Here is a 22143-nt window from a genome sequence, read left to right on the forward strand (position 1 = left end):
CTTTACAACGATTAAAAATGAAGCACCATAATGGAACAATAAGATGTCTTTTTCTAAAATTTATACACGGGGACTTTTAGGTTTACATGCACCTCTGATTGAAGTTGAGGTACATGTGAGTCAAGGCTTACCTTCTCTTACTATTGTCGGCCTAGCAGAGGCGGCGGTAAGAGAAAGTAAAGACCGAGTTCGCTCAGCCATTATTAATAGTGGTTTTCAATTTCCAACTAAAAGATTGACCATTAATCTTGCACCAGCAGATTTGCCCAAAGATGGATCGCGTCTAGATTTACCTATTGCTATAGGTATTTTAATTGCATCTGGCCAGCTCCCAGAAAACTGTGCCGAAGATTTTGAATTAATTGGTGAATTAGCTTTAGATGGCCATGTAAGACCAGTATCAGGTACTTTAACTTTGGCAATGGCGTGTCAACAGGCCAAGCATAAAATGCTTTTACCTCTCGATAATAGTCAGGATATTAGCCATTTACCGAATCTTGAATGTTATCCAGTGAGCCATTTAAAAGAAGTCTGTGATCATTTCTTGGGCATAAAATCACTATCTTCGATTGAACCTGCAGTGACTTCAAATCAAATGCCTTATAAATTTGATCTGGCAGATGTAAAAGGTCAGCTACGTCCACGTCGCGCACTAGAAATAGCCGCGGCAGGCGGGCACTCGCTGCTCTTTAAAGGGCCACCAGGTACAGGTAAGACGTTACTCGCTTCACGCCTTCCTTCAATTTTGCCACCGCTTTCTAATCAGGAAACGCTTGAAGTCGCGAGTATTTATTCTATTTCAAATACACCGCATACCTTTGGTCAGCGTCCATTTCGCGCGCCCCACCATACGGCATCAGCGATTGCACTAGTTGGGGGCGGTTCACATCCTAAACCGGGTGAAATTACCTTATCTCATTTAGGCGTTTTATTTTTAGATGAACTCCCTGAGTTTGATCGCAAAGTATTAGAAGTCTTACGTCAGCCACTTGAATCAAAAGAAATCATTATTTCACGTGCAGCTCGGCAAATTACTTATCCTGCAAACTTTCAGCTCATTGCAGCGATGAACCCTTGCCCATGTGGTTATGCGTTTAATCAAGACAGCCGTTGCCAATGTTCGCCTGAGAGCATTAAGCGCTATCAAAATCGTATATCGGGGCCATTACTTGACCGTATCGATTTACATATTGATGTACCGCCTTTAAAAGCTCAAGAACTGCAAGATCCAACGCCTGCTGAAGACTCTACGGCTGTAAGACAGCGTGTGATTTATGCTTATGAACAACAAATGCAAAGACAAGATTGTTTAAATCAAGCACTTTCACCGAAACAACTTGAGCAATATGCTGTACTTGATAGTACTTCTCAACGAATGATTGAAATGGCTCAACAACGTTTGAATCTGTCGGCTCGTGCTTATCATCGTGTTTTACGGGTTGCTCGTACCATTGCCGATTTGGCGCAAAGTGAGATGATCCAAAGTCCTCATCTTACAGAAGCGCTCTCTTATCGAGGCAATCATTCTTAAGATAAAACAGCGGATCGTGTATCCGCTTTTTTAATATGCATATAATTTGTTCATTAAAGAATTTATTGATGCCTATATAAAAAGGCAAAAAAGAGGACGCTATGAAAATTTTGGCTATCTCAGGTAGTGCAAGAAAAGAATCTACAAATACTGCTCTATTAAGGGCAATAAAGGATATAGCACCGTCCGACATTGAATTCACAGTTTTTGATCATATTAATAATCTGCCTGTCTTTTCTCCAGATAATGAAGGAGAAAAAACGCCTACTGTAGTGGAAGATTTCATCAAATCTGTTTCCGATGCAGATGGCATTATTATCTCAAGTCCTGAATATATTCGTTGTATTCCGGGTGGTCTTAAAAATGCAATTGACTGGATGGTTTCCCGTACCGAAATTATAGACATACCTATTGTTCTGGTTCACGCATCCAGCCGCGGCGACGACATGCTAGTTTCTTTAAGAAGAGTATTGTCGACTGTTAGCAGCAATTTCTTTGAAGATTTATTTTTAAGGATTTCTCTCATCGGCAAGTCTCCTGAACAAATTAGCGAGATGCTACAAACTGAAGAATATAAGTCACAAGTTACCCCTTTTTTGCTTAGCTTTGTCTCAGAGATTCAAAAATGTAGAAATGAATTAGAGTGAACTTTCTTAAAATAAAACAGCGGATTATGAGTTTACTGTTCTTTTATTAAGAATCTCATTTAGCTTCTCGATTAAAGCAGTGATTTCCTTCTCTGATAAAGCAGCAAAGCCAAAACGAATACAATGGTTAGATGGCTCCCCCTGTTTAAACTTCTGCTCTGTATCAATGTTGAGTTCTTTTAATTTTATAAGCTGATCTTGAGTAAATGGTTTCTGGAATTTAACCCACAAAGCCATTCCACCTGCAGGTGATTGTATCTGAACAGTCTCAGCAAAAATTCGATGGAACTCAATTAATGCATGGTCACGGCGTAGTTGATATATTTTTTTCATTTTACGGATGTGTCGTTTGATCTCCCCTCGCTGCATTAAATCTGCTAACGCAAGTTCCGTAATGTTATTACCTTGCCGATCAATCAATAAAATATCTTCAGTAATGGATTGAATGATTGGTGAAGATGCCACGATGTAACCCAAGCGAATACCGGGTGCAAAAACTTTAGACAATGAACCCACATGAATGACCAATTCAGAATGAGGCAAACTCACTAAGGGTGGCATAGGCCGACTGTCATAGTGGAATTCGTGGTCATAATCATCTTCAATAATATAAAAGCCCCTTTTTTTTGAAAGCTCCAAGAGTTGAAGACGACGGCTCATTGTCATGGTAACGGTTGTAGGATATTGATGATGCGGAGTTGTATAAATGGCAGCTACAGAATGCTCTTGTAAAATCCGTTCTAAATCTTCAATGACAACACCTTGTTCATCTAATTTAACAGAAACCACTTGAAAGCCATTTGACTGAAATGCTTTAAAAGCAGATGGATAATATAATTCCTCAATAACGATAACACCCTGCCGATTAGGTAATGCACGAGATGCAAGAAAAATTCCCATCTGACTACCACGTACAATACAAATTTCATCTTCAGCAACATTCATAAAACGTTCCATCGATAGCATTTGTTGTAAAGCTTGTCTTAACTCAATCATCCCCCGTGGGTCGCCATAACCCATGTACTGGTTTTGCGTAATTTTAATCAGTGCATGCCGATAGGCTCGTGAAAATAATTCGTATGGAATAAGCCTCGGATCTGGTACACCATCATTATGTGGGTATAAGGCAGCTTCTTGAATAATCGGCTTATCATTAACTTTTCGCTCAGATACTAGCTCTATTTGAAACTGTTTTTCCGGCAAAACATCTGCCACAAATGTGCCTTTTCGGGGGCGAGTCACCAGCCATCCTTGTGCTTCTAATTCTTCATAGACTGCTTGTACTGTTTTTCTATTAATCCCTAGTTCTTTTGACAAACTACGAGACCCTGGCAACATAGTTCCTTGCACCAAACGGCCACTTAAAATTTCCTGACTAATCAAGTTGGTCAGTCTTAGAAAAACTGTTTTTTCTTCTCTTTCATCGATACGAAAATGTACTTGCCAAGGTCTTAGCATATTTGCCCCATCTGGACCATATAACTTATAAAAACTGGATGTATTGATTCATCCAGTTATTTTCTATTCTGCCTTCACCTACTGAATTTGGTCAACTGGACTGGAGAAGAGATGAAGACAGCTTCTGTAAACAAACAAGACCTCATGCAACACGCACAGCAAGACATGCAAAAGTGGATTAGCGACTCAGATTTAACTGATCGTCAAAAGCTTGCACTCACTTGTCGTATTTTATTTGACCATGGCCATGATGCTGGTTTAGCAGGTCAAATCACTTGCCGTAGTGAAAATAAAGAGACCTTTATTACCCAACGTTTCGGTTTAGGTTTTGATGAAATTACTGCTTCAAACTTACTTGAAGTGAACCAAGATTTAGAACCCATCAATCAAGAAGGTATGGCAAACCCAGCCAACCGTTTTCATACATGGATTTATAAAAAACATCCAGAGGTGAACTGCATAATCCATACACACCCTACGCATGTCGCGGCTCTTTCCATGCTTCAAATTCCGCTCACGATTTCTCAAATGGATGTCTGCGCACTTTACGAAGATTGCTCATTTGTAGGCCATTGGCCGGGTGTTCCTGTAGGCAACGAAGAAGGTATTTTGATTTCTTCTGCTCTTGGTAAAAACCGCGCTGTTTTGTTGTCTCACCATGGTCAACTGGTTACAGGAAAAACCATTGAAGAAGCATGTAACTTGGCTCTTTTAATCGAACGCGCAGCTCAACTGCAACTACTAGCCATGTCTGCTGGGCAAATTCAGCCGATCCCACACGATTTAGCCACAGAAGCTCATGACTGGGTATCTACCGATAAACGCAACAAAGTGAACTTTGCCTACTACGCACGTAAGGCTTTGAAAAGACATTCTGACTGTATTTAAAAAGAGACCTCGACCATGAAATTAAACGGCATTATTGGCTACCCTGTTACCCCATTTTCTGATGACAACACTATTAATCTTCCTGTTTTGAAACAAATGCTGGATTTACTGATTTCAAATGGCTGCGACGCAATTGCACCTTTAGGCAGTACAGGCGAAAGCGCTTATCTTGAATGGGATGAATGGTGCTTAGTCGCAAAAACTTCAATTGAAAGTATTAATAAACGCGTGCCTGTCATTATTGGAATTTCAGAACTCACGACTGATCAAGCTATCAAAAAAGCTCAAATCGCGCAGAGCTATGGTGCGGATGCACTTATGGTAATTCCTATATCTTATTGGAAGCTAACAGACCAAGAGATTTTTGAATATTATCAAGCAATTGCCCAAGAAACCACACTACCAATTATGATTTATAACAACCCCGCGACTAGCGGTGTTGATATGTCTCCAGAGTTAATTGTGCGTATGTTTAATAGCATTGCAAATATTACGATGGTGAAAGAAAGTAGCGGTGATATTCAGCGCATGCATAAAATTTATGAGTTATCAAAAGGAGAACTCCCTTTTTATAACGGCTGTAACCCTCTAGCATTAGAAGCTTTATGTGCTGGAGCAAGCGGCTGGTGTACAGCAGCACCGAACCTATTAGGTCAGCGACCTCAACAGCTTATTGAACATGTAAAAAATGGTGAATTGGAACAAGCTCAGAAGTCATTTTATCAGCAACTTCCTCTACTACGCTTTATTGTAAATGGTGGTTTACCTAAAACGATTAAAGCTGGTTTACAACTAAAAGGTGTCTCTGCGGGTTCACCACGTAAACCTCTGTCTAAAGCTACGGATATTGAGCTTAACCAGTTAAAACAGCTACTTTCTGAAATAGAAAACTAATAAAAAAGCGGGTTACTCACCCGCTTTTTTAAAACTCAAACTTAGAATGTTTTAGTTAAACTAAACACTAAACCTGTGTCATAAGGTTTTTTCTGAGCATCAGTCATGCCAGAAGTACTAATATCTGTACCGACAACATCTAGCTCAGCAACAATACCCAAGATGTTATAGTTTACGCCGACTTTATAATCAATATAGCTATCATCTTCACCTGGTCCACCTGCAACTACAAGTAAAGAATCTTTGTTTTTAAGCTTGTTATAACCAACTGAAGCAAGTCCAGTAAATCCAGTGTCTGCAATTGGTGCTGAATAACCTACGTTAAAATACCAGAACTCATCAGAGTGGCCCCAATAATCATCTGAATAGCTTACGCCCACACTAAGTGCATCACCTTTAAATAAAGAATCAGCAAAAGTTAATTTTCCATAAAACTCGGTAAAGTCAAAACCTGTATCACCATTGTATGGGTTAGTAAATTTTGAGTCAGAACCAATATAGCCATAATGAATTACACCCACATCATAAGTTGGTGCAAGCGTATCAGACAATTTTAATGTATTTGTATAACCTAAAGAGATATCAGTTTCAGTTGAAACGCCAGGTGTATTAAAGTCTACGCTTGACCCCCAAAGCGCAACATAAGCACCTGACTTATGAGAAAAAGTGAACCCACCTTGAATAGCTGGGTTATTTGACGATTGGGTAACACCACGGAAACGGTAGTCTGTGGTCGCTGCCACACTACCTGTTGCCGTGATTCCATAAAAAGATGGAGCATCTTCAGCCATAGCCATAGTTGACCCTGCTGCACAGATACCAAGAGTTACTGCCTTAAGTGCAAATTTCATCATTTTGATCTCCCCCACAATGAACGCACGATTTATAGGAATTAAACAAATTGTGTTAATTGAGCTTTAGCAATTGCTGTGCCAAGTACAAATTTGCTATCAGTGCTGTTCATTAATTTCGTGATCAAACTCGCTTTATCATAGAACCCATGTTTAATTTTTATAAAAATATATGTAGAAAAAACATACCGATAAAATAAAACTGTTATGTAATATAAAATACTAGACATATGAAAACCCCTTATCGGAAATTACTAAACGAGGTAAGGAGTATTCATTTGTTGCACATAAATTTTCTATTTAATCTTAAAGTCGAGGTATAAAAAGTACGTAAATTTCTTGAGGGCAATGCTTGTAATGGTCTGATACAGCGCATTTCTAATAATTAGACCTGTTTTATTTATGACCCATTTAAACTGATGAACTATTTTGGATCTTTTTTAAGCAACAATATGTACAAAATGGATAGTGCACATAATTTAAGCAATATATTGCACTAAATTCGATCACTTCAATTCAATTCGATTGGCTTATTGTGACAATCCATTCTTATACATTTTGTTTTTGAAAATTATGTTACATAGTAACATTTTGAATAGTGTTTAAAATAAATCGTTGAAAAAATCAACTCAAGGAAAGACTAAAAAGTAAACATATCCCACAAAAATGATTAAAAAATAAACACAAGAATCAACTATTTTTTGATGTTTAAATATAAAATAAATGGTAAAAATCAACTAAAAATGAAATTACTTTTTTTATTTTAAACAATAGATTAAGTATAAAAGACGATTAGTAAATTTATTAAATAACCAGTAGCACATTAATCAATTTCTGCATAGCATATATAAAATAAAATCAACAAAAATATATCTTTTTTATAGATTACTTATACAATTGATGGAAATCCTAGGCTTTGAACTATAACAAGGCACAGGATTTATCGTTTTTATGAGGTTCTTTAAATATGCTAAAAGCACAAAAACTTACATTAGCAGTTCTCATTTCTGCGGCAATAATTTCCTCAGCTCAGGCAAGCGAGCAAAGTGAGGCAAAAGGATTTGTTGAAGATGCGAACGGTTCTATTCTCTTCCGTACAGGTTATCTAACTCGCGACAAGAAACAAGGCGCGAAAGATACTAGCTCAGTTGCTCAATCGGCAATTGTAAACATCGAATCTGGCTTTACCCCTGGTATTGTTGGCGTTGGTGTTGGCGTTGTTGGCGACGGTTCATTTAAAATCGGTGAAAATAAAAATGCCGGAAACCAAATGATTCCTAAACATAACGACGGTTCCGCTTACGATCACTGGGCTCGTGGCGGTGCGAACGTTAAAGCACGTTTCTCGAATACAACAGTGCGTTACGGTACTCAAGTACTCGACCTACCTGTTCTTGCAAGTAATACTGGACGTATGGTTCCTGAATACTTTACAGGTACTTTATTAACCAGCCATGAAATCAAGAATCTTGAATTGGTTGCTGGTAAATTTACTAAAGACCAAATGTCTGATCAAATCAATACCGATGCGGATGTAAATGGTAATGGGCTTGATCGCGCCATTGTTTGGGGTGCTAAATATAAGTTTGATGACAATTTAAATGCATCTTACTATGGTCTAGACAGCAAAAATGCTCTTGAACGTCATTATGTGAATGTGAACTTTAAACAGCCTCTGGCTAATGACAGTTCATTAACTTATGATTTCAGTGGTTATCATACTAAGTTTGATGAAAATGCTATCACATATTCAGAAACTACTGATGACAAGTCTAACCGTAAAAACAATATTTGGGCAATTTCTACAGCGTACAACACTGGCCCACATAATGTAATGGTTGCCTACCAACAGAACAGTGGTAACGTAGGTTATGATTACGGCCAAAATGCTGATGGTTTCCAAAGTATTTATTTACCAAACTCTTATATGTCTGACTTCATCGGCAACGATGAAAAATCTGCACAAATCCAATACAGTCTTGATTTTGGTAAGTTAGGCGTATTACCTGGTCTAAACTGGACAACTGCATTTGTATACGGTTGGGACATCAAAGTTAAAGGTTTAACTGATGATGCTGAAGAACACGAATTCTTTAACCAAGTGAAATACACAGTTCAAAGTGGTTTCGCAAAAGATGCAAGCCTTCGTATTCGTAACTCTTACTACCGTGCAAGTGATGCTTACCAATCTAATGCGTACATCGGTGATACAAACGAATGGCGTATCTTCCTTGATATCCCTGTGAAATTATTCTAATTCATAGATCTATCAAGCATAAAAAAACCTACGTCTGGCAACAGATGTAGGTTTTTTATTAGGCTCAGAATCTCAATTGAGAAATTCTGAGCTTATAAATTAAAAGCTTATTTAGCAGCTTCAATTGCTTTTAATACTTCTGCTTTAGCAACATCAGCACCTTCCCAACCACTGATTTTTACCCACTTACCTGGTTCTAAATCTTTATAGTGACTGAAGAAATGCTCAACTTGGCTAATCAATAACGGAGGAAGATCTGTATATTCCTTCACGTCTTTGTAAAGTGGAGATAATTTTTCATGTGGAACAGCGATTAATTTCGCATCAATACCACCGTCATCTTCCATGTTTAATTTACCCACTGGACGGCAACGAATTACAGAACCAGCAGCAACAGGATGTGGAGTTACAACAAGTACGTCTAATGGGTCGCCATCTTCAGACAAAGTATTTGGAACATAGCCATAGTTTGCTGGATAGAACATTGCTGTACCCATGAAACGGTCTACAAACAATGCATCAGAATCTTTATCGATTTCATATTTAATTGGTGCTGCATTTGCAGGAATTTCAATGATGACATAGATGTCATTTGGCGCATCTTTACCTGCTGGGATATTGCTGTAACTCATATCAATACTCTTTCGTTATGAAGTCAGATGTAAAATCCACTCGATTATAGCGTGGATATCATCAAAATGATGCCGATTATACAATGGGCACACGCGAAAGTTGATATGAATGATGATAGAATGACACTCAAGTCAGTTTTATCGTGACCACAAGTAAAAAGATTGGACACAATATCGATAAGAACCAAACAATCGAGCGTAAAGTTGCCCAGTTACTTAAATAGCAGATACCATAAATAACTCTTAAAATAATATATGCCCAACCTAATCTCAGAATAAAATATTCTGGAACAACCATATATTCAGCCATTAAAATAGCAGTTAAGAATAAAGGTAGGCTTTCAAAGCTATTTTGTTGTACGGCATTAGCGCGAGCAGCAAGGCCTGTTGTTTTAGCCAAAAAAGCTCTCGGGTTTTGATTATCGACGGGCTGAAAACCACCCGTAAATTTTGCAATTACGGTAAATGCGTATGGCAGCAAACATGCCACTAAAATAATATAGATAATGCCGCTGATGCCCTGCATAGTGCCATCCATCACTGAAAATACTGTTGATCATGCTATCATAACATTGCGTTTTTACCTGAAATTTTATGCAATCACTTGTCATCACTGATTAATAGGGCCATATATGCAACAACCTGATCAAAAAGAATTGTTTGAAGTCTTAGAGAAGCAAAAACAAAATCAACTTCAGGTAGACCGTATATTAAAAATCGTACTTCCTATTGTCGCTTTTTTATTGAGTGTGATTTGTGCAAATCTAAATTGGCAATCGACACTTGGCACCTTTGTTATTTTAACAATTACCTTTATTGCAGTCGGTATTAAACGACTTACTTTATGGCACTGGCTCATTGTGATTACGATATATTGCTTAGCAGATAATTATTTAAGTTATGGTCAGCTTGATTTAACTCATCTGCGTTTGCAATTGGGCACAATGCTAGTTTTTGTTGGGATGGTCGGAATTGGACGTCCTTACATAGACCGCTGGTTTATGAAGAGCCACAACAAAATGTAAAAATAAAAAAAGCGCCCTAAAGCGCTTTTTTATTAACTTTTTAGGCTGGCTTACGTAAGTCTTTACGTAAGATTTTGCCTACGTTTGATTTAGGTAATTCATCCATAAACTCAACATAACGAGGGCGTTTATAACCTGTTAAGTTTTCTTTAGCAAAGTTCAAAATTTCTTCAGTTGTTAAGCTTTGGTCTTTTTTCACGATAAAGAGTTTTGGCACTTCACCTGATTTTTCATCAGGAACACCAATTGCTGCAACTTCCAATACTTTTGGATGTTTAGCAATAACTTCTTCGATTTCGCTTGGATAAACGTTAAAGCCAGAAACTAAAATCATATCTTTTTTACGGTCTACAATTTTAGTATATCCACGGCTATCCATAACACCGATATCACCAGTACGGAAGAAACCGTCTGCAGTCATGACTTTCGCAGTCTCATCAGGACGCTTCCAATAGCCTTTCATGACTTGAGGACCACGAATAGAGATTTCACCTTGCTCACCTAAGGCAACTTCTTTGCCATCATCATCTAAAATAGCAACTTCTGTTAAAGGTAATGGAATACCAATTGTGCCGCTAAATTCAGTAGATGCAGGAGGGTTTGCAGTCGCTACTGGAGAAGTCTCAGACAAACCATAACCTTCAATAATGGTTGTACCAGTAATTTTCTTCCACGCTTCTGCTGTAGAAGGTAGAACTGCCATACCACCGCCCATCGCCATTTTTAGATTGCTATGGTCAAGTTGTTTAAATTCTTCATTGTTTACTAAAGCATTAAATAATGTATTTACTGCTGGAAAGAATGATGGCTGATATTTACGTAATTCATTAATTACCGCTGGTAAATCACGTGGGTTCGGAATCAAGATATTTGCCTGACCTTTATACATACCGTACATCGCGCAAACCATGAACGCAAAAATATGATAAAGCGGTAATGCACAAACAATACGGTCGCCTTTAGCACCATCATTTGCACCAAATTTACTTTGGAAGATACCATCACACTGTAAAAGGTTGGCAACCAAATTAAGATGTGTTAATTCCGCACCTTTTGAAACACCTGTAGTACCACCCGTATATTGAAGCACGGCAGTATCACTTAAAGTTAAATTTGGACGCTTATAATTACTCGGACTTACTTTATTTAATGCTGTATTAAATTTAACGTACCCTGGAATATTCCAAGCAGGAATTTGCTTACGCACTTTACGTAATACGAAATTTACTAATGTACCTTTAAGCGTACCAAGCATATCTCCTACTGTCGCAACCACAACATGCTTCACAGGAGTTTTACCTAAAATGCTTTGGTAAACACTGGCGAAGTTTTCGATAATCACGAGTACTTCTGAACCTGAGTCATTTAATTGATGCTCAAGCTCACGCGCAGTATAAAGTGGGTTTACATTCACTAATACTAAGCCTGCACGTAACACAGCTAATGCAACTACAGGATATTGCAATACGTTTGGCATCATCACTGCCACACGAGTTCCCTTTGCTAACCCCAAATTTTGCAAATAGGTCGCGAACTTACGGCTTGCAAGTTCCAACTCGTTAAATGACATCGCTTTATCCATAAAGATAAAGGCATCACGAGAACCAAATTTTTGGAAATTACTCTCAAAAATATCAACAAGAGAGGTATTTTCCGCAGGCAATGCTACTGTTTCTGGAATCCCTGTTTTTTGGTATTCTGCAAACCAAATCTTTTCCATAATGCCATTATCTCCGATTCGTAATCCTTAGTAATAACTGTTATTCAATGCCCCAGCTATTCTTTAGCTTCTTGGTGCCAGAACATATTTAAAACTTATTGGCACATTCATGACACTTTCGAACAAGATTATGAGACAGAAGTTTTGACAATTTGACCCTGTCAAATTTTTTGCATGGAGTACAAATTGCGTACTCCAAATTGCTGTCCTTTTAATCGTTATCCAATACCAATAAGTTCAGTTCATTGCTTGAACTTATTGCCATATATAGCGTATTTATGTTGCCCGACGCTAGCTTTATCTCTGAATCAACAGTTTATTTGCTTTTTGATATCCACGTGGTAAGAGGTGCCCTTTTGAAGCTCGTTTACCCATGTATTTCTGTAGATCATCACCTTTTAATTTTAGATGTTGTTGACCTGCAACCACCTGAATTATTTCATCTAAGTTCAGGGTTGTCATGGATAAAATCTGCTCTTTCGCTTCAAGTTGTATCAACTTATTACCTTTACCCTTATTTAAATTTGGCAGTTCTGATAAATCAATAATCAGGAGTCGACCTGCTGAGCTGAGTACAGCCAAATGTGTCATGTTTTGGGCAGATATTAACGGTAGCGCTTTTGACTTTTCAGGTACTGACAAGAAACTTTTTCCTGCCTTGGCATTGGTATCTAGCTGTTTGACTTGAGTTTTAAAGCCATAACCTGATGAGCTAGCAGCAATAAGTTCTGACTCTTCATCATCTAAATAGACCTGAATAAACGCGACTCCACTTGCAGGAGCAAGTTTCGAACTTAATGGCTCGCCTAAACCTCTTGCTGATGGCAAACTGCTAATAGGCAAGGCATAACTACGCCCTGTCTCATCAAGGAAATAAATTCGTTGATTAGTTTTGCCCACCGCATGACTTAAATATTGGTCGCCAGCACGATAGTTTAAATTCTCTGCATCAACATCTGCACCTTTTGCAGCACGAATCCATCCCGCTTCAGATAAAACTACCGTTACTGCTTCAGCTGGCATTAAATCTTGTTCTCTAATTTGAACAGCTTCAGCACGTGCAACAATTGGAGAACGGCGTTCGTCACCAAACTTTTTCGCGTCTTCTTTTAATTCACCAATAATTAGATTCTTTAAAGATTCTGGATTTTCTAATTGCTCACGAATAATCGCTGCTTTTGCTGAGAGCTCATCCTGTTCTTGACGGATTTCCATCTCTTCAAGTTTTGCTAAATGGCGTAACTTGAGTTCTAAAATTGCTTCTGCCTGTATCTCATCAATTTTGAAATGATCCATCAATACAGGTTTAGGTTGATCTTCTTCACGAATAATACGGATAACCGTATCAATATCGAGATAAGCAATTAAAAGGCCTGCCAAAATATGTAGACGTTTTTCAATTCGGTTTAAATGATATTCCAAACGGCGAGTAACCGTTTTTTTACGGATCTCAATCCACTCAAGCAAGATACGTCGAATCGACTTAACCTGAGGACGACCATCCTCACCAATCATGTTTAAATTAACACGGTAGCTTGATTCTAAATCGGTAGTCGCAAATAAGTGGCTCATTACCGCTTCTGCATCAATACGGTTAGAACGCAGTACAATCACGAGTCGTGTTGGGTTTTCATGATCCGACTCGTCACGCACATCCACCACTAATGGTAGCTTCTTAGCCTGCATTTGGTCGGCAATTTGAGTGATCACCTTAGAACCCGATACTTGATACGGCAATTCGGTAATCACGATTTCATTTTTTTCGATGGTATAAACCGCTCGCATGCGGTAACTACCACGTCCAGTCGTCTGGATTTTGAGTAATTCTTCTGGCGGAGTAATAATTTCAGCTTTTGTTGGTAAATCCGGCGCTGGAATATATTCAGCCAATTTCTCGTCTGATGTTTGCGGATTACGAATTAAGGCAATTGTTCCTTTAATCACTTCACGCAAATTATGTGGCGGAATATCAGTCGCCATACCAACCGCAATACCGGTTGTACCATTCAGCAGAATATTAGGAACTCGAGCTGGCAACGTAATCGGTTCTTTTAATGAACCGTCAAAGTTATCTTGCCATTCACTCGTGCCTTGTCCTAACTCACTTAGTAATAACTCACTGTAGGCAGAAAGTTTTGCCTCGGTATAACGCATCGCAGCAAACGATTTAGGATCATCTGGCGAACCCCAGTTCCCTTGACCTTCAATTAAAGGATAGCGATAACTAAACGGCTGAGCCATCAACACCATGGCTTCATAACATGCCGAATCACCATGCGGATGATATTTACCGAGTACGTCACCTACAGTACGGGCCGATTTTTTTGGCTTACCACTGCTTTTTAAGCCCAACTCGCTCATGGCGTAGACAATACGGCGCTGTACAGGTTTTAAGCCATCACTGATATGTGGCAATGCACGGTCCATAATGACGTACATGGCATAATTCAGGTAAGCCTGTTCAGTAAATTCGGCTACAGAGCGGTTTTCTGTCGCTTGATGCGCAAGGCTGGTCATAGTCAGCTTATCTTCCAAATCAGTCGTTATTTTAAGTGAGTCTTATGCTAAGTGGGCTATGTTACAGACACAAGAGGGACTCTGTCACCTGAGCGTCAAATTATGTCTCATCTCTCTATATTTTTAGTTACTTGCTATAAAGTTAGGCAAAACTAGAGACCGATCGACTCTAGTCTTTTACCTTGGGTTTCTTCACCTAATATTAAAATTACAGCTGCAACCAAAAGTAAAACAATAGTAAACATCATAAAAACGTGGCTAAACCCATTTTTGGAAACCATCATATGAGTGACGACGATCGGCGCCAAAATTCCACCTAAACGGCCCATTGCCGATGCCCAGCCCGAACCGAAAGCCCGAATGTTGGCTGGATATTGCTCTGGTGTATAGGTATATAACACTCCCCATGCACCCAAATTAAAGAAGGACATGAGACAACCCCAAAACATAATGCTATTTACACTATCGGCTTGTCCAAAGAAATATGCAGACAAGGCACAAAACCCGATAAATGCAGCGAGTGTAATTTTTCTACCTAATCGCTCTACAAACCATGCCGCTGCCAAGTAGCCTGGTAGCTGCGCCAAAATCATAAGCAAAACATATTCAAAAGATTTAACGATGTCATAGCCCTGTTTCACTAATAAACTTGGCAGCCACGTAAAGATCCCGTAGTAGGAATATACGATCCCAAACCAGATGAGCCAAAGCATTAAGCTTCTGCGAGCAAATTGACCACTCCAAAGTTGTTTAAAAGAGACTTTTTGTCGCATGGCTACTGGCACGACTTCAATATGGTGAACAATTTGAACGCCTGCTTGGGCTTCTAATTTTTGAACTAATGCGTGTGCTTCTTCAACACGTCCACGGTTAATCAAATAAGGTATCGATTCAGGGAGTTTTTTCCAAATCACTAAAATATAAATGAGTGGGAGGCCACCCATGAGAAATGCAATGTGCCAACCAAATTTAGGAATAATAAAATAAGAAATGAGTGCAGCAACTAACCAACCTAAACCCCAAAAACTTTCAAGTAGTACAATAAAACGACCACGTACATGTGCAGGTATATATTCACTCACCAATGTCACTGCAACGGGTAACTGACCACCAAGCCCAAGACCAACAATAAAACGAAAAATTAATAACCACTTTAAGTCTGGAGCAAAAGCACATAAGGCAGTGGCAATGCTATAGATGGCCATCGTAATCGCAAATACCGTTTTACGGCCAAAACGATCTGCTAAAGCTCCCGAACAAACAGCTCCAATAGCCATTCCTACAAAACCGATACTTACAATCCAACCGCTTTCGGCTGGTGTTAATGCCCAGTCTTTAACAAGCGTTGTCATAATAAAAGCAATGATCCCTGTGTCCATCGCATCAAACATCCAACCTAAACCAACCACCCACAGTAATGTGTAGTGAAATTTGCCAATTGGAAGATTTTGTATACGTGAAACCAGATCCATAGGAAAAACTCTACTGGAAAAAATAAGTGAGCAAGACAATATATTTTATTGTTATAGCATGCTCACATCGAATTCTGCATGATTAATGTTCGTCGGTTGAAGAAGCCGATTCTGCATCATCATCTTTATAAATAAATTTAGGCATTTCTAAACCAAAATAGATCGCAATCAGACGTAAGGTAAAGCCAAAAATTAAAGTTGAAATAACGGTTAACTCTAGACTTAAACCCAAATCTTGACAAACCCAGTAACAGATGACTGCCACAAAAGAGATACTCGCATAGAGTTCACGGCGGAAAACGAACGGGACATCGTTACATAAAATATCACGTAAAATACCGCCAGATACTCCAGTCAACACCCCAGCTACTGCTGATACGACAAAACCATGTCCCATTTGTAGGGCGATCTGGCAACCAATGATCGTAAACCCAATCAAACCTAAAGCATCGAGCACCAAAAAGATGTTATGTAAATGACGCATCCATTTGGCAATAATAATCGTGACAAATGCAGCACAGCAGGTCAGGACCAAGTATTCTGGATGTTTTACCCAAGTTAAAGGATAATGACCAAGCAACACATCTCGCACCGAACCACCACCCAAAGCAGTTACACAGGCAATCAGTACGACACCGAACCAGTCCATACTCCGTCGACCAGCAGATAATGCACCTGTCATGGCTTCCGCAGTAATCGCAATAATATAAATAACGGTGAGTAACATCGCCCTTTCCCTCAGGCCAAACAGTGGGCGTATTTTAAGATAAACTTACAGAAATTGTGCACAGCATTGCTTAAATTTTTTTCCTGAACCACATATACAAGGTTGTTTCATTGTGACGTGCATATCGACCGTTGGGTCGAGGAAAAACCATTTTTGCTGGTGATAAACAAAATGTGAAACCTCATGATGAATTTGGGCTTTTTGTCCATCATGATAGTGAGCCTTGAACTCAACCTGTGCGTGGGTTTTATCTAATTTTTCGTTGGCATTAACCACCTCTAAACCCAACCATTGATTTTGTTTGCTCCACTCTGCGATGGCATCTTTATCTAGTGCTGTTTGCTGACCTAAAGCAGTCGTTTGCACAATATAATCAATTTGCTGTAATGCAAAAGCGCTATAACGTGAACGCATAAGCTGCTCTGCCGTTAGTGCTTTGGCTGTGCCTAAATGTAAAGGCTCACAACATTCTATATAGCGGCCTTTTCCACATGGACAAGTTTGTTGGGTCATTTGGTATTTCTCAAATAAAAAAATAGCTCAGAGTTGAGCTATTTTATGATGTTTCTAGACTTAAAACGTCATTTAATCTTTTGATTCATCTTGCTCGATAGAAACAATATGAACTTTCTCAATTTTATGACCTTCCATCGTAATCACTTCAAAGCGATAACCGTCTGCCTCAACAGCTTCACCATTTTCCGGTAAACGACCTAAATGGAATAACAGGTAGCCCGATAAAGTTGAATACTGCTCACTTTCGTCAACGAGATCACGGCCTAATAAAAGTGATACATGGCGAATATCAGTTGAACCTTCAAGCATTAATGAACCATCTGCCAAGCTTTCAGCAGCAGCGTCTAATTCATCTTCATCTGGGAATTCACCAGCAATCGCTTCTAAAATATCAATTGGCGTTGCGATACCTTCGATAGAACCATATTCATTTAATACGATCGCCATTTGTAAAGGAGCTTGACGTAATTGTTCCATCACCATAAGTACTTGAGCATTTTCATGCACAATCACAGGTTCACGTAAATGCTTTTGGAAATCAATCACGCCTGTTTCAATAAAGTTATTTAAAACTTTATGCGTAAGCGCAATACCTTCAATATTATCAAGCTCACCACGTGCAACGATCAAACGAGAGTGAGTCATTGACATTAAACGTTCTTTTAAAACTTCAGGTTCATCGTCTAAATCAATCCACTCTAATTCAGGACGTGGAGTCATAACAGACTTTACTGGGCGCTCTGATAAACCAAGCACACCTTGTACAAGCACACTGTGATAAGCACCATTTTCTTCGTCAAAAACTTCATCTGCAAAAGCTTGCGTCGCTAATACATCTTCTTTATCAGAAGATTGATTGTCTGAAGAACCAGTACTTTTGCTACCTAACATACGCAAAACCGCAGAGGCAGTGCGATAACGCAAGTCTGTGGTGGTAACCATTTTTTCCTGATTGCGGCGCATGCTCTGGTTGATAATTTCCACCAAAACCGAGAAACCAATTGCAGCATATAAGTAGCCCTTCGGAATATGGAAACCAAAGCCTTCCACCACCAAAGAGAAACCGATCATCATCAAGAAGCCAAGACACAGAATGACAACTGTTGGATGTTTATTGACAAAATCCATGAGTGGTTTTGATGCCCACAACATGATTCCGACAGCAATAACAACGGCAACCATCATGACTGACAGCTCTTTCACCATACCTACAGCTGTAATCACACTGTCTAACGAGAATACAGCATCAAGCACAACAATCTGGACAATAACCATCCAGAATGCAGCATGAACAGGATTATCTTCTTTATGAAGTTGTTTCCCTTCCATCCGTTCGTGCAATTCCATGGTGCCTTTAAATAATAAGAACACACCACCGAATAATAAAATCAAATCACGACCAGAGAATGGATGATCAAAAATATGGAAGAGTGGTTCAGTCAGCGTCACGACCCAAGCAATTGAGGCTAAGAGTATAAGGCGCATTCCCAAGGCAAGCACTAAACCGATTATACGTGCTTTAGCTCTTTGCTCTGGAGGCAATTTTTCGGCCAAAATCGCGATAAAGACGAGGTTATCGATCCCCAATACAATTTCCAGAACGATTAAAGTTGCTAAACCCACCCAAGCAGAGGGATCAGACATCCATTCAAAGATCATTGATCCTGCTCCTGTGTTGTTTGGATTTTATCTTTATTTGGCAACACAGCAGGCGCGCCTATACAAAGTGAGGAAAATGTTTTTTTAAGACAAGAAATTAAAACGGAGCGACTACAACCACTACCCATATTTGTTCATATGTTGTTAAACGAATTTTTAGTATAGGCAAGATTTAACATAAATTCATCATTTTTATTTGTTCATGACTAGCATTCACCAAACCCATACAAAACATGAATCTTTCTTATAAATCTGCTTATAAAGTTGTCATATCTTTTGCTTACTGTAGACAAGAAATATGAACGTGATAAGGTAAAAATAAAACAATGAATAGCGTATTAACAATGGCAGTAAATGATTCACCAATAACAGCTGTAAAAACAAAACAACCTCTTATTGCATTATATTGTGGTTCACGTGCAGGAAATAACCCAATCTACCGAGAAAAAGCAATTGAACTTGCTCATGGAATCGCTGAACAAGGATTTGGTTTAGTCTATGGCGGCGCCAGTATTGGCTTAATGGGACAAGTCGCAGAGAGCGTTCTCGCAAACGGCGGAGAAGCTGTGGGTGTGATCCCTGAATTTATGCTTGATTATGAAGTCGCACATGCAGGCCTAACTGAATTACATGTCGTAGAAACCATGCATGAACGTAAAGCCATGATGGCAGAACGTGCAAGTGCATTTATTGCGTTGCCGGGTGGTTTAGGAACATTTGAAGAAATATTGGAAATAGCCACTTGGGGCCAACTCAACCAACATCAAAAGCCCATGATTTTATATAATGTAAATGGCTTTTATAACGCTCTTATTGCCCAATTAGATCATGCAGTTCAAGAAGGTTTCCTGCCCCTTCAGCACCGAGCTAAATTAATTGTATGTGATGATGTTGACCAAATTTATAACGTCATTAAAAACTTAAAAATGCCGAAAAGATTTGTTGTCTAGTTACCCACCTACTCTCCATAAAAAAGCGGTTCTGCCGCTTTTTTTGTTTTAACTATTTTCACCTCTGCCTTCAAAAGAACTTAGATTTAGTAAAGGGGTATTCAACATTGGCTTACTTCTTTTAAATTCAATTTGTTTTACACTAGACCAAAACGTTAATTTTCAAATGTTATGAATGCCACGCCGACTCACCAAGCCTTGCAACCCGAATATCGACTACTCGTTCTTTTGGTTTCTATTGGCTTTTTTATGCAGGCCTTGGACACAACCATTGTAAATACCGCGATTCCTGCAATGGCTCATCATCTCAATGAAGATCCTTTACGCATGCACAGCGTAGTGGTGGCCTATGTATTATCGGTTGCTGCCTGCATTCCTCTAAGTGGATGGTTAGCAGACCGCTTTGGTGTTAGAAATATTTTCTTATCGGCAATCGTAATTTTTACTCTGGCTTCTTTAGGTTGTGGTCTTTCTCAGAGTCTCAATGAGCTGTTATTTTTCCGAGTCATCCAAGGCATAGGCGGCGCCTTACTACTTCCTGTTGGCCGATTATCACTTTTAAAAATTATTCCTCGAACTCAGTTCTTAGCTGCGATGAGCTTAATGAGCCTCGCGGGTTTACTCGGGCCTTTGGCGGGCCCAACTTTGGGCGGATGGTTAGTTGAAGTTGCAACTTGGCACTGGATTTTTCTCATCAATATTCCTATGGGTATACTTGGCATATTAATGACACTAAAAGTCATGCCAAATGTAAAAGAACCCTCAGTCAAAACATTTGATTTGGGTGGATTCATCTTATTAGTCGTGGCTATGATTGGATGGTCTTTAGGGATCGAACACTTAGCCTCACCTGAATATTCAAAATGGTTTAGTATTTCATTATTAGTCGTCGGAATAATCGCAACACTATGGTATGCCTATCATTCACATACTCATCAAAATGCATTATTTCGTAGCCGACTCTTTAGAAACAAAATTTACGCAATTGGTATTTTAGGTAATTTCTTTGCTCGCTTTGGTGGTAATGCTTTGCCTTTTGTTTTACCCCTCATGCTACAGGTAGCTTTTGGCTTTGAACCTTTCATAGCAGGTTTAATGATGATTCCTTTGGTCTTAGGCTCATTATTTTCAAAGCCAATTGTCAGACCGATTATTCAAAAGATTGGCTACCGACGTTTTTTACTCATTAACACAACATTAGTTGGGCTATGTATTGCCTCTTTTGCAATAATGACCGTCGATACTCCAACTTGGTTTAGAGCCTTGCACTTTTTCTTGTTTGGCACATTAAATTCACTGCAATTTGTTGGCATGAATACATTAACCTTGAAAGACTTACCTCAACAAGATGCGAGTAGCGGTAATAGTTTCTTGTCGATGATCATGATGCTATCAATGAGTATTGGTGTGGCGCTAGCAGGCACACTCATCAATATCTTTACTAATTATTATGGTGCAGACCACGTGACAACAGCGTTTCATGTCACTCTCATTTGTCTGGGTTGTATCAATGTCATTACTGCTTTTATTTTCTGGCAAATTCCAAAGGATACGTCTGTATAAGCGGTTGCATTTTTAGCATGGTTTCTCGCTCGCGAATCACGCTATGATGTCGACTTCAAATTTTAACGAGTTTTGAATGAGCAAACTGGCTAAAACTTTTTTCACATCACGGCACAATACCCTAATCGGAATTGGCTTAGCTTGTGTTATGGGAGTCTTAGCTTATTTTGGTCTGTTCTATCAACAAAAAGCTGTTGCGCAGGATTATCCAGTGCAAGGGTTCGATGTTTCTCATCATCAAGGTGATATTAACTGGAAAAAAATATCACCGGAAAAATTCCAATTCGTCTATTTAAAAGCGACTGAAGGCGGCGATTACAAAGATTCAAAATTTCAGGAAAACTGGCTCAAAGCACGTGAACATGGGTTTCATGTAGGCGCTTATCACTTTTATCGTCTATGCCGTGGTGGTAAAACGCAAGCAGATAACTTTATTGCGACTGTACCCAACAAAGCCGATGCCCTTCCTCCTGTTATCGATCTAGAATATGACGGTAACTGTATTAATGCGCACACCAAAGAACAATTACTTAAAGAAATAGGCATCATGCATGATCGCTTAAAACAGCATTATGGCAAACAGCCTGTTTTTTATATTTCCAAAACTTTTTACCACATTGTATTAATAGGAAGTTTTCCTAATACACCGCTTTGGGTCAGAGATTACGAAGGAAAACCTGAGCTGAAAGACAAAAGAAAATGGCTCTTTTGGCAGCATAGTAATCAGGGTAAAATTGAAGGAATCACAAAGTCTGTAGATCTCAATGTTTACGAGGGATCTGTCAAACAATGGCATCAATTTTTACAGCAGCAAGGCATCGTGAAAGCACAATAAT

At 39.0% G+C, this 22143-nt stretch carries 20 protein-coding genes; 9 read left to right on the forward strand and 11 right to left on the reverse strand.

Annotated elements, in window-relative coordinates; translation table 11 throughout:
* Positions 1-43 precede the first annotated feature (43 nt).
* Together yifB and yieF are read left to right on the forward strand one after the other, a co-directional pair.
* A complete protein-coding gene (gene yifB / locus MKX14_RS17250) occupies positions 44-1531 on the forward strand; it encodes a YifB family Mg chelatase-like AAA ATPase (protein WP_133482136.1) in 1488 nt (495 codons plus the stop codon).
* 101 nt (positions 1532-1632) lie between these two features.
* On the forward strand, positions 1633-2178 hold the full coding sequence (gene yieF, locus MKX14_RS17255) for an NADPH-dependent FMN reductase (protein ID WP_046812235.1): 546 nt from the start codon (positions 1633-1635) through the stop codon (positions 2176-2178).
* Between the two features lie 24 nt (positions 2179-2202).
* On the opposite strand, the gene mocR is transcribed toward yieF, so the two are convergent.
* Positions 2203-3636 (reverse strand): PLP-dependent aminotransferase family protein, encoded by a 1434-nt coding sequence (mocR, locus tag MKX14_RS17260; protein ID WP_133482132.1) that lies wholly within the window; start codon positions 3634-3636, stop codon positions 2203-2205.
* Between the two features lie 111 nt (positions 3637-3747).
* Here mocR and MKX14_RS17265 point away from each other — a divergent pair, with 111 nt between their 5' ends.
* Both MKX14_RS17265 and MKX14_RS17270 read left to right on the forward strand, forming a co-directional pair.
* On the forward strand, positions 3748-4524 hold the full coding sequence (locus tag MKX14_RS17265; protein WP_240283072.1) for an aldolase: 777 nt from the start codon (positions 3748-3750) through the stop codon (positions 4522-4524).
* Positions 4525-4539: 15 nt separating this feature from the next.
* Positions 4540-5418, forward strand: a complete 879-nt coding sequence (locus tag MKX14_RS17270; protein ID WP_240283073.1) for a dihydrodipicolinate synthase family protein — start codon at positions 4540-4542, stop codon at positions 5416-5418.
* 41 nt (positions 5419-5459) lie between these two features.
* On the opposite strand, the gene MKX14_RS17275 is transcribed toward MKX14_RS17270, so the two are convergent.
* Complete coding sequence (locus MKX14_RS17275; RefSeq protein ID WP_046812239.1) at positions 5460-6272, reverse strand: TorF family putative porin; 813 nt, start codon at positions 6270-6272, stop codon at positions 5460-5462.
* A 38-nt stretch (positions 6273-6310) separates the two neighbouring features.
* Entirely contained in the window at positions 6311-6499 is a 189-nt protein-coding gene (locus tag MKX14_RS17280) for a hypothetical protein (protein ID WP_240283074.1), read from the reverse strand.
* 737 nt (positions 6500-7236) lie between these two features.
* Here MKX14_RS17280 and oprD point away from each other — a divergent pair.
* Positions 7237-8526, forward strand: coding sequence for an OprD family outer membrane porin (gene oprD / locus MKX14_RS17285; RefSeq protein WP_046812241.1), 1290 nt, complete (start codon positions 7237-7239; stop codon positions 8524-8526).
* A gap of 107 nt (positions 8527-8633) precedes the next feature.
* Here oprD and ppa read toward each other — a convergent pair whose 3' ends face one another.
* Together ppa and MKX14_RS17295 are read right to left on the reverse strand one after the other, a co-directional pair.
* Positions 8634-9158 carry an inorganic diphosphatase gene (gene ppa, locus MKX14_RS17290; RefSeq protein ID WP_002121243.1) on the reverse strand — a complete coding sequence of 175 codons (525 nt, stop codon included), beginning with the start codon at positions 9156-9158 and terminating at the stop codon, positions 8634-8636.
* Positions 9159-9285: 127 nt separating this feature from the next.
* Positions 9286-9684, reverse strand: coding sequence for an MAPEG family protein (locus tag MKX14_RS17295; RefSeq protein WP_002121258.1), 399 nt, complete (start codon positions 9682-9684; stop codon positions 9286-9288).
* Between the two features lie 106 nt (positions 9685-9790).
* On the opposite strand from MKX14_RS17295, the gene MKX14_RS17300 reads away from it, so the two are divergent.
* Entirely contained in the window at positions 9791-10183 is a 393-nt protein-coding gene (locus MKX14_RS17300) for a hypothetical protein (protein WP_046812242.1), read from the forward strand.
* Positions 10184-10223: 40 nt separating this feature from the next.
* Here MKX14_RS17300 and fadD read toward each other — a convergent pair whose 3' ends face one another.
* The 6 genes from fadD to yoaE all read right to left on the reverse strand — a co-directional run bounded on the left by fadD (position 10224) and on the right by yoaE (position 18794).
* Positions 10224-11903 carry a long-chain-fatty-acid--CoA ligase gene (gene fadD, locus MKX14_RS17305; RefSeq protein ID WP_002121274.1) on the reverse strand — a complete coding sequence of 560 codons (1680 nt, stop codon included), beginning with the start codon at positions 11901-11903 and terminating at the stop codon, positions 10224-10226.
* 297 nt (positions 11904-12200) lie between these two features.
* Positions 12201-14420, reverse strand: coding sequence for a DNA topoisomerase IV subunit A (gene parC, locus MKX14_RS17310; RefSeq protein ID WP_005079495.1), 2220 nt, complete (start codon positions 14418-14420; stop codon positions 12201-12203).
* 152 nt (positions 14421-14572) lie between these two features.
* Entirely contained in the window at positions 14573-15892 is a 1320-nt protein-coding gene (gene niaP, locus MKX14_RS17315) for a niacin transporter NiaP (RefSeq protein ID WP_240283075.1), read from the reverse strand.
* 82 nt (positions 15893-15974) lie between these two features.
* Positions 15975-16619 carry a trimeric intracellular cation channel family protein gene (locus tag MKX14_RS17320; RefSeq protein WP_002121256.1) on the reverse strand — a complete coding sequence of 215 codons (645 nt, stop codon included), beginning with the start codon at positions 16617-16619 and terminating at the stop codon, positions 15975-15977.
* A gap of 45 nt (positions 16620-16664) precedes the next feature.
* Positions 16665-17132 carry a YchJ family protein gene (locus MKX14_RS17325; protein WP_240283076.1) on the reverse strand — a complete coding sequence of 156 codons (468 nt, stop codon included), beginning with the start codon at positions 17130-17132 and terminating at the stop codon, positions 16665-16667.
* Positions 17133-17204: 72 nt separating this feature from the next.
* On the reverse strand, positions 17205-18794 hold the full coding sequence (gene yoaE / locus MKX14_RS17330) for a TerC family protein (RefSeq protein ID WP_046812244.1): 1590 nt from the start codon (positions 18792-18794) through the stop codon (positions 17205-17207).
* A 326-nt stretch (positions 18795-19120) separates the two neighbouring features.
* Between yoaE and MKX14_RS17335 the strand changes: the two genes are divergently transcribed.
* From MKX14_RS17335 to yegX, 3 genes are all read left to right on the forward strand, one after another.
* Positions 19121-19744 (forward strand): TIGR00730 family Rossman fold protein, encoded by a 624-nt coding sequence (locus tag MKX14_RS17335; RefSeq protein ID WP_002062375.1) that lies wholly within the window; start codon positions 19121-19123, stop codon positions 19742-19744.
* Positions 19745-19915: 171 nt separating this feature from the next.
* Positions 19916-21307 (forward strand): multidrug transporter subunit MdtD, encoded by a 1392-nt coding sequence (gene mdtD / locus MKX14_RS17340; protein WP_032070649.1) that lies wholly within the window; start codon positions 19916-19918, stop codon positions 21305-21307.
* Positions 21308-21383: 76 nt separating this feature from the next.
* Complete coding sequence (gene yegX / locus MKX14_RS17345; RefSeq protein ID WP_046812245.1) at positions 21384-22142, forward strand: glycoside hydrolase family 25 protein; 759 nt, start codon at positions 21384-21386, stop codon at positions 22140-22142.
* Position 22143 lies beyond the last annotated feature (1 nt).

The organism is Acinetobacter pittii (genome assembly GCF_022449185.1).
Lineage (GTDB): Bacteria > Pseudomonadota > Gammaproteobacteria > Pseudomonadales > Moraxellaceae > Acinetobacter > Acinetobacter pittii_I.